The sequence below is a fragment of the Alkalibaculum bacchi genome, from assembly GCF_003317055.1.
GTDB lineage: Bacteria > Bacillota > Clostridia > Eubacteriales > Alkalibacteraceae > Alkalibaculum > Alkalibaculum bacchi.
Genome location: NZ_QNRX01000005.1, coordinates 171022 through 186831, shown reverse-complemented (window position 1 = coordinate 186831; position 15810 = coordinate 171022). Strand labels below are relative to the sequence as shown.

Below are 15810 nucleotides of genomic sequence, written 5' to 3'. Positions count from 1 at the left end.
AACTTAATTTTACACGATTTTATGGGGACGGACAACTGAAATACAAAAGAGCAAAGCCTTCATATCGTTGGCTTTGCTCTTTCTGCAATTATCTAACATGTAGGGCATATGGGGACGGTGACTTATATCACCTAAAATATGTATAATTATCATTATAGATGATATAATTAAGTGAGGTGATTTAGTATGCCGAGAGCAGCTCGAAAAGTTAGTTCAACAGGAATTTATCATATTATGATTAGAGGAATTAATCAGAGTGTTATTTTTTATGATGAAGAGGATAAGAGTAAGTTCTTAGATATTTATATATGATGATATGAAAAAGCATAGAGTAGAAAGCATTGGAGAGATAACTGTAGAACAGAGAATATTTTTTATTAAGAGATTAAAAGCCAAGGGGTTAACGAATCGTCAGATAATGGGGATTACAGGGTTACCTAAAAGTAAATCAATTGGAATATAATGGAGGATAAGGTCACCATCCCCATATGCCCAATAATTTAGCGAGGTTGATTGTATTTATAGATATGCAAAATTAAGGAAATATAAGTTTATGTTATAAAACCTATATGGTACAATGATTATACTAAAAATGATGATGACTAAAGTCAGTAGGGGAACTATAATCTGCCCAAATAATGGAGGTTAATTGTGAAAAAGTATATCATTACAACTGAAAGTGGTTCAGATTTATCTAAAGAAATAATAGATCGCTATAATATACAAGTCATTCCGATGCATGTAACAATGGAAGATCAAACGTATCCTGATGGTAGTTTTGATGTTCAGAAAGTTTTTGATTATTATGAAGAAACAGGAAATCTACCTAAAACATCTGGTTCTACACCTCAAGATAATGCAGAGGTTTTTAAGCAAATTTTTGCCAAACATCCAGATGCATATATAATCCACATTGGATATTCTGCAGTAACAACTGTTTCCTTCAATGCGGCAAATATTGCAGCTCAAGATTTTAAAAACGTCTACCTTGTAGACTCCAAGCATGTATCTATCGGAGCAGCTGCTATTGTTAAAGCAACCGCTCAATTCATTGAAGATAATCCTAATACAAGTCCTGAAGCAATTATTGCTTTTGTCGAAGATATTAGAGAACGCACCCATATGGTTTTTCTACCTAAAACACTTCTTTATTTAAGAGCTGGCGGCCGTGTCTCAAATCTGGCTTTTTATGGGGCAAATCTGTTGAAGATTCATCCGTCGATTATATTAAAAAATGGATACTTGGTCTCTGGGGGAAAATACCGTGGATCTTTTGATAACTGCTTAAAGAAGATGGTTAATATTTTTTTCAAAAGCTATAACATTGACTCTGATACCGTTATGGTGGTAGGTGCTCCGGGTGTCGAAGACAATCAGAAAGAGATGATTTACGATCTGCTAAGAGAAAATGGTATTCAAAAAGCTAGATGGATGGAGGCGGGTTCTGTGATTTCCAGTCATGGCGGTCCTGGAGCAATTGGCATCACAGGGATTGAAAAAATAACTGATTAAGGAATTAAAATTAATATTCCATATGAGATGCGAGGCAACAAGGAAAAGGTAGATTGCATTACAAATATAGATGGAGCAATTTCTATAGTGTTAACAAACATATATAATATAGTTGATAAATAATAGTACAATCATTAAAGAACAGTAGATAAATTCTATTGTTTTTTTTTATAACATGCATGTTGACGTTACATAATATGTAGTGTTATAATAATTGAAACGTTAATGATGGAGGGGAAAATGGATAAGAAAAATTATATAATACTTAAAACGGATAAAGAATTGAAAATACTTATGTCTCCTATGAGGCAAAAAATAATTAAAGTAATGGAAAGAGAAGGAAAACCAGTAACTTCTAAATATGTAGCTGATAAACTGGAAATTTCACCTTCCTCTGCTCAGCATCACATTAAGAAACTGGAACAAGTAGGTATTATTGAATTTGACCATAATGAGATTATAAACGGCATCACTGCAAGATATCTTAGGATAACTGAAAAAACTGTAAGTATAGGCCAAGATATAAATGATGATTTTACATCAGAGCGTGATATATTAGCAAGAAACATATTAAGCGAAACCTACAATGGTTATAAAGAGCTGATAAATGAAAAAAGACAGCTAATATCAGAAGAATATAAAAAAGGAAATAAATTCGTTGATCAATTGGCAGGAGTAATTCATTTATCTACAGAAGAAGCGAATGAACTGTTTGATATTATTGATGACTTTATAAAACAGCATTCAAAAGCATCGAACAATTCACATCCATATGAATATGCCTTAATTGCCTACAAAGCTGATTTAAATAATGACAAAAGCGTGGAGTAAATATGAGAGTAAGATTGTATTCTTTTATATTATTATTGAATTCATATATTACAGGCCTTCTTGTGCCTGTGTTTAGTTTATTATTAATAGATAGAGGTGCTACACTTAGCAAACTCTCTATTCTGATAGGAATATATTCTTTTTCAGTAATAGTATTAGAGTTACCAACTGGAATAATGGCAGATATAATAGGAAGGAAAAAAACTTTTTGTTTATCACTGATTGTATCTTTACTATTTTCGGTAGTTATTCTCTTAAGTAATGGCTTAGTAATTTTGTATATAGGAATGTTGCTTTATGGATTAAATAGAGCTATTTCTTCAGGTTCATTTGAGGCTTTGTTTATAGATTCATATATTAATGAATTTGGTAAGGATAGACTACATGTCGTTACTACCAGGATAAATGTTATAGATGCTCTTGGATTATCTGCAGGAGCATTAACTGGAGGATATTTACCTGAGATATCGAGTAAATATTTTTTTTCAATAGGAATGTATGATCTAAGCCTTATTGTTAGGATAATATTAGCATTTATAATTTTAATTCTTGCAATAGTATATATAAAGGAAACACTTGTAAATGAAAATAAAAAACAAATTTCACTATTGGAACATATTAAAAATAGCTCAAATAGAGTAATTAAAAATAAAAATATAATATGTATATTCATTTCTGTATTTTCTACAGGTTTTTTATTTAGCTCTTTAGAAACATATTGGCAGCCACATTTTATTTCTTTAATGCCTAACAATGGTGCCATGTTTCTTCTAGGAGTTATGGCTTTTATTTATCTTGCAGCAGCTATGGCAGGCAATATTATTTATGGACGAGTATTTAGCAAACTTAACACTAAAAAAATGTATATGTTGCTTAGGAGTATTCTTGCAATGGTATTAATCATTACGGCATCACAGACAAATATGGTTTTGTTTATGGTATTTTACAGCTTGATTTATTTGTTTTTTGGCATGGCTAATATACCAGAGAGCGTTATACTTAATAGAGAAATACCTAATGAGTTCAGGGCTTCGGTTTTATCTTTAAATTCATTAATATTGCAAATTGGAGTGTTATTTGGCTCATTTATTAACAGTATTATTATTAATTATTCAACGATACCTGGTTTGTGGTTCATAGCTTCAGGTGTGATTATAACAACTATATTGATTATTTATAAGAAACTTATGTCAGTACAAATTAAAAAGGAATCTATATATGAGGGTGTAAACAAAACATCGATTGATTAAAACAGACCTAAAATATAATATAAAGTTAGAAGGTGGTGGATATATGGATGCAAAATAATTAGGTCTGTTTATAGCAGAGAGAAGAAAAGAACTCGGCCCATTAGCGGCCTAAATCAGTAATACTCTATTCCTCTACTTCATCAATCTGTTTAGCCACCTTTGTGACAATAAAATGAGTGGCAACTGTATCAATCCCTCGTCTTAATATATAAAAGTATCCTATATGGTAGGCATTTGCGGAATAGGCAAATTATAATGTAAATATTTAGGATACTCACGTATAAAGAATTTTTCCAGAAAAATTTAGGTAGAAATCAGTTTTTTATTCAAGTTCTATACCATAGTCTTCAAAAAGGGTAAATTTAATAAACCTTCATAATAAGGATTTTAAATTTATCCTTTATGCTATTAAAGGCTTTAAGCTTCTAATCAATTCGTAGTCGTTCACCTTATCCGCTAGTATCACTGTAATGAGCTGAGTAATACCAGCTAGTAACATATCCGATTTTATTGTGGCTAAGTTTCTCGTTTTAGGATTGCCACAACCCATAGGCTCTTTGAAATGGTTGATTGTTCTTTCAATCACAGCCCGGTTTTTGTAAACACTTGACCATGAGTCGGTATCTCTCACTGTACCAAGATACATTCGTAAATCTCGATTAATAGGAACATTTACAGTCCTGCCTTCTCGCGAAGGAGTGCAAGGATTTTGGCAGTAACACACTGGATTTTTTCCTTTGTAGTGAGTATCAGGGCAAATGAATTTTAATCTTGTACGAGTCTTGTCATAATTAATACCTTTAAACTTAAAGGCCTTCGTAGCGTCACGAGGGCATACTGGCCAACCAGATTCATTAAAAGCAGGGTCTGCTATATCCTCTGACTTTGGACTTTTTCTAAGAGGAATAAATGCTTTTTTAAAATGACATTCCTTTAGTAGAAAAGGATAAATCTTATACGTGTCAAAAGCAGTATCTCCTAAGAACATTTCTGGCTTAATCTTTGGATGTAGAGCTAAAAAGTTTGAAATTACAGGTTTTAAGGATTTGCTATCGTCAACTGTTTTTTCATTTTCAGGATCGTCTTTTATGATTTCTAGTTCAAGTTCTGGATTCTCTACTTTGAATTTACGATCAAAACAAGTAATATCCCTTACAATGCCTAACCCATTTGTAGACCCATTAGGGACGTGAAATTTTGGGTCAAGTTATTGAGCGACTTCAGGCAAAAGTTTCACCTTGGAAGGGGAAATTGCTTAGGGATGGGATGTTTTGGGCCCAATACCTTAAAATAAAAGAAGACGAAACTTCCGCTTGAAGTCTCATCCTTAATGTGGTTAATTTGCAAATGAGAGTGGATCGACACTTGAGAATTTAAAAATCTGACTTGAAAAGTCCCGTCCCTCGCAAACCCTCAAAAGAATTAATGTGAAATATGAAGATAGCATCGCTTCCAATTTTATGATTACATTAGGTGATGAATTTCAGGGATTGTTAAATTATGGGGAAGATGTAATGAATATAATTTCAGATATTGAACTTGAAATGTTTCCCATTCGGATCCGGTTTGGTGTAGGAATAGGTACATTAACTACAGAAGTGAATCGAGAAATCCCCTTAGGTGCTGACGGACCTGCATATTATAATGCAAGAAAAATGATAGATGAATTGAAAAAAATAGAAAGAATGAATAGGAAAAGTGATTCAAATATAATGATTGCATCAGAGAAAAATCATGATAACGACATGATGTTAAATGCAATATTATCTTTGTGTTTTACTCTACAAAGTAAATGGACAAAAAGACAAAGAGACAAAGAGAAATAATAAGTAGTTATATTAAATCTGAAGAAAATCAATATAAAACTGCTGATAAATTAAAAATAAGCCAGTCAAGCGTAAATAAGGCTTTAATTGGCTCGGGTTTTTATTCATATCAAAATGGAATTGAAACAGTGAGTAATTTTCTTTCAGGCATCAAAGGTGAACAGTATGTTTAAAAATGTATTTTTAATTCTATTATTTATTCATATTCTAGGGGATTTTTATTTTCAGTCTGAAAATTTGTCTAAAGAAAAAAATAGTGATTTTAAGGGTATAGTAAAACATTCCTCTATATACGCAATAAGTTGTTTTGTTTTTATGATAATCATTGTTGATGACTGGGCAAAGAGTGTTATGCCGATAATGGCATTAATTCATTTACTTGTTGATTCAGCTAAGTATCTGTTTATTAAGAAGAATAAAAATTTTTCTATAAAGAGTGATAATGTAATTTATGCAGTAGACCAAATGATTCATATACTTACACTTATAATAATTTCACTAATTATTGCTCGAAATAATTTTTCTGTAAACAAAATTGAAATAATCGATGACATATTAAGAATAATTGAAATATCTCCTTATCAAAGTTTTACATGGATTCTTGCAATATTATTTGTTGGAAAGCCAGCCAATGTTACGATTAAAAAACTACTGTCTCCATTTAAACCTTCAGCAAGTGAGTTGGAAACGAGTACTCCTCTTAGCCTACAAGAATATTCTAAAGTAGAACCAGAATCGGCCTGTACTCTTTGTGAATCAAAAGATATACAAGGGAATATGATTAGTGATGAAATAAGGGCTGGCGCTTTCATTGGATTTTTAGAGAGGTTTATTATTTTAATATTATTAGCCATAAGCCAATATTCTGCAATTGGTTTAGTTCTTACTGCTAAATCCATTGCAAGATATGATAAGATAGCCAAAGATCAAGTGTTTGTAGAATATATTTATTAGGTACTTTATTAAGCACTCTTCTAGTTATCATTACTTATTTTATAATAATGTAAGAGAAAGGTAGATAGTTGCAAAAAGAGCAAAGCCTTCATATCGTGATATGCTCCCCTTATAGTACACAGTTTAAATAATAAAAATTGTTTACTGTAGGGAGGAGTGTGTTTTTATGTCTAAGAAGAAGAAAGAACCAATAGGGACATATTTCAAGAATTCACTATTTAAATAAATTCTCCCACTATTTTTGCAAGATAGTGGAAGAAAAAAGTTAATGAATAAGCTGTTTTTTATATCTTAATAATCTTATTATATGAAAAAAGAGTAAAAAATGACACAGCAAGACCACCATGTGTCTAATAAACAATTAGTTAATTATTTTCATTATATTATAAAATTCATTTATAAGCGAATACTTAACTTATAAAGTAAAGTCTAATAAAAACACATTATTATAAATATTTTCAGGAGGAATTAAATTATTTAAAATCGGTATTATTACAGGAAGCAGAAGAGCACTCCTCTTTTCCTGTGCTAAATTTTAATACTGAATACCGCTTTCATTAATCAATTTGGTATTATTAATGTATCTAAAACAAGGAGGTTATACTGATGATTAAAATAGAATTTTTTCATGATGTTATCTGTAGTTTTTGCTTTCCAATGTCTGCAAGAATGCGTCGTATAGCAAAGAATTACAGCAATATCGAGATCAACCATCGTTCCTTTGCCTTAGGATGGGAAGCTGAAGACTTTATACGTAATTTTGGTTCACGGGAAGCTGTTAAACGAGAAGTATTAAGTCATTGGGCTCACGCAAATAAAAATGATGATGAACATCGTTTCAATATTGAAGGAATGCGCCAAACAGATTTCAACTTCCCTATTTCAAAACCTGGCTTAAAAACTGCAAAAGCAGCTGGTCTCATTGGTGGAGATAGTATTTATTGGGATGTATTCGACAGAATACAAAACAAATTGTTTGTTGAAAATAAGAATATTGAAGATATTGCTGTATTAGAAGAAGCAGTAAAGGAAACGAGCATCTCTTTTGCGGATTGGAAAGCACAGTTTAAAAATGATGAAACAGAAAAAGCTGTATTAGCCGACTTACAGCTTGCACAAGCCTATGGTGTTAATAGTGCACCAACTCTAGTTATTAATCAAAAATATGCTATTGCTGGCGCTCAATCACAAGAGGAGATCGAAAAACTATTGGATAGAATCTCAAAAGATGAAGGGATTCCATTAAATAAATTGCAAACACTTCAAACAGATAACACAGGCGGTTCATGTTCTATTGTCGATGGTAAATGGAAATGCGATTAAATAGGATATTGCCGTAAACACCAATAGGGACATATTTCGTGCGCCACGAAGGCGATAATCCAAGTAACTAATGTTACTTGAAGACAGCTATGCTGTACAAATGATGGTGGAGGGTCCACCGAATTCGCCATACAGGTGGTGATTTCAAACTACCCTAAGGTGCTGTAGACAAAAGCTATGGTATTGAGCGTTAGGGAAAAGTCAGTATAAGCTGGCATGTGAATGCTATGGAGATGAATGATCATATAAACCACTTACGAAAGTGTCGAAATCCCTATTAAAATTCCATCAAAACGAGGTTCTGAAATATAGCCTGGGATAAGTCTAGAAGGAACCTGTTTACTGGCTAGGCGGTGGGCGGCACATAGGTGGCATGAACGTAGCATAGGCGTTTGTATGGAACGTGGGAACCCACGGCTTGATGTTAAGAGAGAATTTCAAGTGGCACCAACCATGAGAAAGAGAGTATCAATGCAAGCATGGGGGCAGATCCAGTTGTAGTAGTGATGAAGTTTCTGTAATGGAAATGGAGCGAAGAACTGGAGTTATCCAGTTTTGAGAATAAGTCAACTTTGAAAGGAGGAGGAACTTATGCGAGAAACAAAGCCGTTCGTAATATCTAAAAGAGCTGTTTATACAGCGTATGAGAAAGTAAAAGCAAACAAAGGAACGTACGGAATAGACGAGCAATCTATCAATGACTTTGAAAAGAAGTTAAAAGATAATCTATACAAGATTTGGAATCGAATGTCGTCAGGAAGTTACTTTCCTAAACCTGTAAAAGCTGTTGCAATACCTAAGAAAAATGGGGGAACTAGGATTCTAGGGATACCAACCGTAGAAGACCGGATTGCACAAATGACGGTAAAGCTATATTTTGAACCGAAAGTAGAGCCAATGTTTTATGAAGACTCCTATGGATATAGACCAAACAAATCAGCAATACAGGCTGTAGGAGTTACGAGGACAAGATGTTGGAAAAGAGATTGGGTACTAGAGTTTGACATCAAAGGATTGTTTGATAACATCAACCACGATATTCTAATGAGAATGGTAAAGAGACACGCTAATGAAGAGTGGATTATATTATACATCCAAAGGTGGCTAACTGCGCCATTTCAAATGGAAGATGGAACAAAAGTTCAAAGAACATCCGGAACGCCTCAAGGAGGCGTAATCAGTCCAGTACTTGCAAATCTATTTTTACATTATGTATACGATGATTTTATGGTGAAAGAATTCAATACAATACCATGGGCAAGATACGCAGATGATGGAATAGCTCATTGTGTATCCCTAAAACAGGCAGAATATCTACTGAAAAGATTGCAAGAAAGATTTAAAGAATACGGATTAGAATTAAACCTTGAGAAAACTAGAATAGTCTATTGTAAAGACGATAGTAGAAAAGGAGAATATCCAAATATTTCATTTGACTTCTTAGGATATACATTTAGACCTAGAGAAGCTGAAAAGAATGGGGTAAAATTCACGGGATTCTTACCTGCAATCGCTGATAAAGCAAAGAAGGCAATCCGAAAAGAAGTAAGAAGATGGAAACTTCAGTTAAAATCAAATAGGTGTTTAAAAGAAATAGCAAATATAATTAACAAGAAAATACAGGGATGGATAAACTATTATACACACTTCTACAAATCAGAAATGTACAATGTACTTCGCTATATCAATTACTGCCTAGTAAAATGGGTACGCAGAAAATACAAAAAGCGAAGTACGAAACGAAAAGCGCAGTATTGGCTAGGAGAGGTAGCGTTAAGTAATAGAAATCTGTTTGCGCACTGGAAATATGGAGTATTACCAACAGCTGGATGACGGGAGCCGTATGAGCTGAGAGGTTCACGTACGGTTCTGAGAGAGGCTAAGGGGGAAGTTCCCTTGGTCTACTTACTAAGAATATACTATTTAAATAAATTCTCCCACTATTTTTTTAAGGTAGTGGGAGAAAAATAATAACTAATAAGCTGTTTTTGTACTTTAACAGTTAACGATTAACTAGTAATTTCACATTGCTATCAACACGCTGAAACTATAGAATGAAGTAAAGGGGTGGTGTATTTGAATATATATGATGCTTTAAAAAACTATTTTGGATACACAGAGTTTAAAGAAGGCCAGGAGAAATTAATTGATGGGATATTAAGTGGAACAGATGCATTGGGCATCATGCCTACAGGTGGGGGAAAGTCTCTATGTTATCAGCTGCCAGCTGTACTTTTAGATGGAATAACCATCGTAGTATCTCCTCTTATATCTTTAATGAAGGATCAGGTAGACTCTTTAAATGAAATGGGCATACCAGGTACCTTTATAAATAGTTCTATAAGTGACGCAGAATATAACAGTAGAGTTAAGGGTATAAAAGAGGGCATATATAAAATCGTATACGTAGCTCCTGAACGGCTAAATGCCTATTCATTTCAAAACTTAGCCAGACGCATTAAAATTTCTATGGTGGCCATAGATGAAGCTCATTGTATCAGTCAATGGGGGCATGATTTTCGACCTTCTTACAAAGAAATTCCAGAATTTATAAAGACCCTTTCAAATAGACCTATCGTATCTGCATATACAGCTACAGCTACAAAGGAAGTAGTAGAGGAAATAAAAAAATTAATAGAACTTCAAAACCCCGTAGAATCAATAATCGGCTTTGATAGACCAAATTTATTCTATCAGGTGGTTAAGACAAGTGACAAATATGGTTATGTCACCGATTATATTAATGATAACTTCCCCAAAAGTTCTGGAATCATCTACTGCTCTACGAGAAAAACAGTGGATTCTTTGACAAACAAACTTATCTATGACGGATACTCTGTAGTTAGCTACCATGGAGGAATGACCCGTGAAGATAGAAGGAAAAATCAAGAGGATTTTATTTTCGGTAGAATAAATATAATCGTTGCAACTAACGCATTTGGCATGGGAATAGACAAGCCTGATGTAAGATACGTCATACATTATAATATGCCTCAAAATATGGAGAGCTACTATCAGGAGGCAGGGCGTGCTGGCCGAGACGGCGAGCCAAGTAGCTGTATCATCATGTATTCGCCATCGGATATAGTAAAACAAAAACTGCTGATTCAGAATAATTTTACCTCTTCTGCTAGAGAAAAAATATTATATAGAAATCTTCAATATCTTATAGATTACTGCAACACAAACGACTGCCTAAGAAATGATATACTGAAATATTTCGGTGAACAAACAAAAGATGCGGGATGCGGTAACTGCGGAAACTGTCTGGACAAGTCAGAGATGGTGGATGTCACTGTGGAATCCCAGAAGATATTATCATGCATATATAGATTGAATCAGAAATTTGGTTTAACTACAGTAATTCAGGTGCTTAGAGGCTCTAAAAATAAAAAGCTATTAAAATGGAATCTAAACCAGATATCCACCTATGGGATTATGCCTGAATATAGCGAAAGCTCAATAAGAGAAATAACTATGATTCTAGTTTCTAAAGGGTATATCAATATAACCACAGATCAATTCCCAGTTTTAAAACTAGCCCCTAGTTCTAGAGATGTGCTTAAAGGAAATAAACAAATCTATCATAAAAAACACTTGTTAGAGAGTAAGGAGCTTAATAAGAATCGCCACACGGATAATGCGCCCAAGAGTTTTGATCAGGAATTCTACGAAGAATTAAGAGAATTGAGATATGCTATATCGCAAGAAAAGACATTGGCTCCATTTATGATTTTTAACGATGTTACCCTAAGGGAAATGGCATCCTATTTTCCTCAGGACAAGAGCTCCATGCTTAAGTTAAAGGGAATGGGAGCTAAAAAGTATGAAAACTACGGAGAAAGATTTTTACATAAAATTATTGAATACGCAGAGGCAAAGGATATACCAGAGATTAAGATGTCCAAAGAAAAAAGCCATAGTGAAAGCTTAAACGAACGTTATGTTCAAACTTATGAGTTATATAATGATGGACATACTCTAGAGGAAATCTCTGAAAAGAGAGGATTTAAGGCAGATACCATCGTTGAGCATCTATCCAGATGTGAGCAACAAGGTATGCATATAGATTGGACAAGATTTGTAAAAGATGAGGAAAAAGAAGAAAAAATATTAAATGCTATAGATCAACTGGGAGTAGAAAAGCTAAAACCCATAAAAGAGAGTCTGCCAGATGATATGAGCTATACGGATATCAAATTAGTTATTGCAAAAAATAGATTAAAGTAATTTATTTTAAAGACATTAAGAACAAAGCGAATAAAAGGGACAAATCTAAATAGTAAACTATTGAAATTTGTCCCTTTTTTCCTTAAGATCACTATTCTTAACAGGGCAGCTTTGGGGCCCATTGATATTAAAAAAACATTTATAATCTATTTTTAGGTATATAATAAAAAATGAGAGGTGTTCCGTATTGCTATTTTATCAGATGAAATCTGAAAGAGAACAACTTAGAATACTTGCAAAGGCAGAGGATGACGTAAAATAGGAGGAATAAGTGTTGAAATACAAAATTGGAGAGGTTTCAAAAATACTGAATATCCCTTTACAGACAATTCGTTATTATGAATCAAAAAATATTATTAATCCTGAAATAGATCATGATAATCAATACCGTTATTTTGATGCATGGGATATTAATTTTCTTTTAGAATACAAAAAGTATAGAAGCTTTGATTTCTCCCAGCTTGAAATAAAAGAAATACTATACCAAGATACATTAGAAGAATTTACAGAGAGAATAGAAGATAGACAAGCATATTTTAATAAACAGCTAAAATATTATGAGCTTCTCACAGAGAAAAATAAAATTTATATAGACTCTCTTAACACTATTAATGAAAACTTAAATCAGTATTCGATTACTACCCAACCTGAGATCTATTATTTCATGCATAGATTTAATTATGAATATGATAGCAAAGAAAAAATGGATGGTTTGTTTGAAATTTGGTTAGATTATCTTCCATTTGTGGACTATGTAGTTGAGATGAAAGAGGAGTATATTTTAAGTAGGGATAAAGTCAATAAGTATAACTGGGGATTTGCAATCAAGAGAGAGCATCTTGAAGCATTTGATCTTCCACTCAATGAAAAAGTTATACATATTGAAGAGCGTCCATGTGTATATACGGTGATTTGTGCAGGAGAAAAGGGTACATTTTCATTAAAGTTACTAGACGGAGTGATGGAGTATATAGAAAAAGAAGGTTATCGCCTAGTAGGTGATATAATAGGTAATCTACTTGTGCGTACACATGAGGCAACTGGATACAGTAGATTTATAGAGATTTGGGTTCCCATTAAAGAAAAATGATAATTTTTTAATTAACGTATTGACCCTCTAGTAGATGTAGGTTTTATACTAAATGCATAGACAAAATAATATCGAAAGAGGGATTAATATGTTTGACAAATTATTTTCACCAATTAAAATCAATCAATGTGAAATACCTAATCGACTCGCTGTTACTGCTATGGTAGCAAATTATTGTAATGAAGATGGTACCGCTTCAGATAAATACATAGCCTATCATGAAGCAAAGGCCAAAGGTGGCTGGGGATTAATTATCACAGAAGATTACGCTGTAAATGAACATGCTATGGGTTATAAATACATCGGTGGTCTTTGGAACGATGGACAAATAGAAAGCCACAAAAAATTAACAGATGCAGTACATAAATACGATAGTAAGATCTTTGCACAAATTTATCATGCTGGCAGACAAAGTGGTAGCTTAGTTAACGGTGGAGTACAACCAATGGCACCTTCAGCTATACCATGTCCATGGCTTAGAGAGATGCCACGAGAGTTAACGATAGCAGAAATTGAGCAAATTGTTGAGGATTTTGGCGATACTGCATTGAGAGCAAAAAAAGCAGGCTTTGATGGTGTAGAAGTTCATGCAGCACATGGGTATTTAATTGCACAGTTCTTATCACCATATGTAAATAAAAGAACAGATAAATATGGCGGTAATTTTGACAATAGAACAAGATTTTTAAAAGAAATATATGAAAATATACGTGCTAAAGTAGGAAAAGATTTTGCTGTTACAGTTCGACTCTCTGTTGTTGAGGACATGCCAGGCGGCAGAGATATGGCTGAATCACGAATTCTTGCAAAATTAATTGAAGAATGGGGATTTGATGCGCTACACGTCTCTTGCGCAGTATATGGTGACCACAACAGACAGATTGTATCTCCAATGTACGTTTCTCATGCTTGGCAAGCAGATTTAGCTGCTGAAATAAAGAAGATAGTTAATATACCGGTATTTACTGTAAACCGAATTAATGATCCACGTATGGCTGAAAGCCTCCTAGAGATGGATAAAGCGGATATTATTGGAATGGGAAGAGGATCGTTAGCAGACCCTGATCTTCCTAATAAGGCAAAGGCTGGAGATTTACAATCAATTAGATATTGTATTGGTTGTCTACAAGGCTGTACAGGGGCGCTTTACGTAGGAGGACCTATTACTTGTTTAGTAAATCCTTCTCTTGGCGAAGAGTACAAATTAGATTACAGCAAAGTAGAAAATCCTAAATCTGTATTAATTGCTGGTGCAGGCCCAGGTGGTTTAGAAGCAGCTAGAGCAGCAGCAATGAAAGGTCACAGCGTTAGCATATATGAAAAAAGAGAGTTTTTGGGTGGTCAGTTCCGTTCAGCAGCATATCCTCCAAGCAAAGGTGAATTAGCTAATTATACTACTTGGGTAACAAATGAATTAGAAAAATTAGGTGTAAATATTTATTTGAATACAGAAGTAACTAAAGAATTAATATTAGATAAAAAACCAGATGTAGTAATTGCTGCTACAGGCGGAAATCCTCTTGTTCCACCGATCAAAGGTATTGATAAAGCGCATGTAGTGACTGCTGAAGATGTATTACTAGGCAATGTATCTGTTGGTGATAAGATTGTTGTAGCTGGTGGTGGCGAAGTTGGTTCTGAAACTGCAGCTCATCTCGGTATGCAACAAAGAGAAGTCTCTATTGTAGAGATGAGATCTGCAATTTGTATGGATCTTGATGGAGTTAATAAATATTATTTAAAGAAAATCTTAAATGAATATGAAGTAGGAGCTTATGTAAATACTAAAGTGGTTGAAATATTAGATGATGGCGTAATAGTAGAAAATAGTCAAGGCCAATTTACATTAGCAGCAGAAACTGTTGTATTGGCTTTAGGTTATAAACCTAATAATGGACTAACAGAGCAATTAAAAGAAATTCACCATAATGTAATTACAATTGGTGGAGCATTAAAAACTGGTAATGCATTAGATGCAATAAAGGAAGGTTTTGATGTGGGAATTAGTCTATAGTAAAAGTAGCTAGATTGATTTGACTACTTATACAGATATAAAAACCTTTGAATTCTTGTTAAAGGTCCTTTACGGGGGCCTTGAAGACTCAGTAGGGATGGAACTTTTCAGGTCAAGATATTAAATCTTGACCCTTTTTTTGTTCGCCCAGCATGGGCGCAATCTAACGGGTGAAAGTCCCAAATTCGGGTTAGTAGTGCCAAGCACATAACCAAGAGTAAGGGTGTCCACGGCGACGTGGAATCTGAAGGAAGCTGGAGGCAAACTTCTGGTCTGACGAGTAGAAACGTGCAAGAATTATTATGAGAATATTGTAATTTATTGCTGAATGTATGATAAGATAAAAGTAGTAAAAAAATGAGAAGTGTCCCTATTGAGTGTCCTTGGAAAAACAGGCAGATGCGTTTGTTGATTTTCTCCAGAAACGTATATAAGGCAAATAAGATGATATAGTAACTCGAGAAGACAAGCTTGGCAAGAGTTTATAGCTTAAATACCAACTAAAATTGTTAAGCACAAGCTGAAACTTAACAATGATATGACTTTAAATTAATATGTTCCCATTAGCGTAAGATATTAAAAATTGTCTCAAGACATCATTTAGATAAACTCGTGCCATGTGGAGAGTGTAATTGTGATGATTCATTGTGGTTTTATGTAGAAACAAGACCATATACCCACGATATATAGTGGTTAAAAGACCGTTTTGGGGCGAAAAAAGAGCAACAAATACCGTTTTGCCCCCTATTTTTGGGGTGGTTTATATAGATAAATCGTTAT

At 33.7% G+C, this 15810-nt stretch carries 14 protein-coding genes; 13 read left to right on the top strand and 1 reads right to left on the bottom strand.

The features are described 5' to 3' along the window. The first annotated feature begins 186 nt into the window (after nt 1-186). The 5 genes from DES36_RS15280 to DES36_RS05500 all read left to right on the top strand — a co-directional run bounded on the left by DES36_RS15280 (nt 187) and on the right by DES36_RS05500 (nt 3593). Nucleotides 187-312, top strand: a complete 126-nt coding sequence (locus DES36_RS15280) for a hypothetical protein (RefSeq protein ID WP_278278691.1) — start codon at nt 187-189, stop codon at nt 310-312. A gap of 4 nt (nt 313-316) precedes the next feature. Next, nucleotides 317-463: a hypothetical protein gene (locus tag DES36_RS14770; protein WP_170128190.1), complete on the top strand. Its 147-nt coding sequence runs from the start codon at nt 317-319 to the stop codon at nt 461-463. Nucleotides 464-651: 188 nt separating this feature from the next. Beyond that, nucleotides 652-1512: a DegV family protein gene (locus DES36_RS05510; RefSeq protein WP_113920221.1), complete on the top strand. Its 861-nt coding sequence runs from the start codon at nt 652-654 to the stop codon at nt 1510-1512. A gap of 240 nt (nt 1513-1752) precedes the next feature. After that, a complete protein-coding gene (locus DES36_RS05505; RefSeq protein ID WP_170128189.1) occupies nt 1753-2343 on the top strand; it encodes an ArsR/SmtB family transcription factor in 591 nt (196 codons plus the stop codon). A 2-nt stretch (nt 2344-2345) separates the two neighbouring features. Further along, nucleotides 2346-3593 (top strand): MFS transporter, encoded by a 1248-nt coding sequence (locus tag DES36_RS05500; protein ID WP_113920219.1) that lies wholly within the window; start codon nt 2346-2348, stop codon nt 3591-3593. 400 nt (nt 3594-3993) lie between these two features. Here the strand turns inward: DES36_RS05500 and DES36_RS05495 are convergent, their stop codons facing one another. Further along, on the bottom strand, nt 3994-4581 hold the full coding sequence (locus DES36_RS05495) for a transposase (protein WP_113920218.1): 588 nt from the start codon (nt 4579-4581) through the stop codon (nt 3994-3996). A 439-nt stretch (nt 4582-5020) separates the two neighbouring features. Here DES36_RS05495 and DES36_RS05490 point away from each other — a divergent pair, with 439 nt between their 5' ends. The 8 genes from DES36_RS05490 (at nt 5021) to DES36_RS05455 (ending at nt 15030) form a co-directional block, all read left to right on the top strand. Continuing rightward, nucleotides 5021-5419 (top strand): SatD family protein, encoded by a 399-nt coding sequence (locus DES36_RS05490; protein ID WP_170128188.1) that lies wholly within the window; start codon nt 5021-5023, stop codon nt 5417-5419. After that, nucleotides 5386-5592, top strand: coding sequence for a hypothetical protein (locus DES36_RS14765; protein ID WP_113920216.1), 207 nt, complete (start codon nt 5386-5388; stop codon nt 5590-5592). The genes DES36_RS05490 and DES36_RS14765 overlap by 34 nt, the downstream gene beginning before the upstream one ends. After that, nucleotides 5585-6373 carry a DUF3307 domain-containing protein gene (locus DES36_RS05480; protein ID WP_113920215.1) on the top strand — a complete coding sequence of 263 codons (789 nt, stop codon included), beginning with the start codon at nt 5585-5587 and terminating at the stop codon, nt 6371-6373. Before DES36_RS14765 ends, DES36_RS05480 begins: the two co-directional genes overlap by 8 nt. 606 nt (nt 6374-6979) lie before the next feature. Then, nucleotides 6980-7696, top strand: a complete 717-nt coding sequence (locus DES36_RS05475) for a DsbA family oxidoreductase (protein WP_242981704.1) — start codon at nt 6980-6982, stop codon at nt 7694-7696. 591 nt (nt 7697-8287) lie between these two features. Next, nucleotides 8288-9529 carry a group II intron reverse transcriptase/maturase gene (ltrA, locus tag DES36_RS05470; RefSeq protein WP_113920214.1) on the top strand — a complete coding sequence of 414 codons (1242 nt, stop codon included), beginning with the start codon at nt 8288-8290 and terminating at the stop codon, nt 9527-9529. Between the two features lie 243 nt (nt 9530-9772). After that, nucleotides 9773-11926 carry a DNA helicase RecQ gene (recQ, locus tag DES36_RS05465; RefSeq protein WP_113920213.1) on the top strand — a complete coding sequence of 718 codons (2154 nt, stop codon included), beginning with the start codon at nt 9773-9775 and terminating at the stop codon, nt 11924-11926. A gap of 274 nt (nt 11927-12200) precedes the next feature. Continuing rightward, nucleotides 12201-13016, top strand: coding sequence for a MerR family transcriptional regulator (locus DES36_RS05460; RefSeq protein WP_170128187.1), 816 nt, complete (start codon nt 12201-12203; stop codon nt 13014-13016). Between the two features lie 88 nt (nt 13017-13104). Continuing rightward, the gene (locus DES36_RS05455) at nt 13105-15030 is read left to right on the top strand and encodes an oxidoreductase (protein WP_113920211.1); all 1926 of its coding nucleotides are present in this window, start codon (nt 13105-13107) and stop codon (nt 15028-15030) included. Nucleotides 15031-15810: the final 780 nt, after the last annotated feature.

Bases quoted from the DNA above. Each gene is read 5' to 3' on its own strand.
- DES36_RS15280 (WP_278278691.1), top strand. From the start codon at position 187: ATGCCGAGAGCAGCTCGAAAAGTTAGTTCAACAGGAATTTATCATATT.
- DES36_RS14770 (WP_170128190.1), top strand. From the start codon at position 317: ATGAAAAAGCATAGAGTAGAAAGCATTGGAGAGATAACTGTAGAACAG.
- DES36_RS05505 (WP_170128189.1), top strand. From the start codon at position 1,753: ATGGATAAGAAAAATTATATAATACTTAAAACGGATAAAGAATTGAAA.
- DES36_RS05500 (WP_113920219.1), top strand. From the start codon at position 2,346: ATGAGAGTAAGATTGTATTCTTTTATATTATTATTGAATTCATATATT.
- DES36_RS05495 (WP_113920218.1), bottom strand. From the start codon at position 4,581: ATGTTCTTAGGAGATACTGCTTTTGACACGTATAAGATTTATCCTTTT.
- DES36_RS14765 (WP_113920216.1), top strand. From the start codon at position 5,386: ATGGACAAAAAGACAAAGAGACAAAGAGAAATAATAAGTAGTTATATT.
- DES36_RS05480 (WP_113920215.1), top strand. From the start codon at position 5,585: ATGTTTAAAAATGTATTTTTAATTCTATTATTTATTCATATTCTAGGG.
- DES36_RS05475 (WP_242981704.1), top strand. From the start codon at position 6,980: ATGATTAAAATAGAATTTTTTCATGATGTTATCTGTAGTTTTTGCTTT.
- ltrA (WP_113920214.1), top strand. From the start codon at position 8,288: ATGCGAGAAACAAAGCCGTTCGTAATATCTAAAAGAGCTGTTTATACA.
- DES36_RS05455 (WP_113920211.1), top strand. From the start codon at position 13,105: ATGTTTGACAAATTATTTTCACCAATTAAAATCAATCAATGTGAAATA.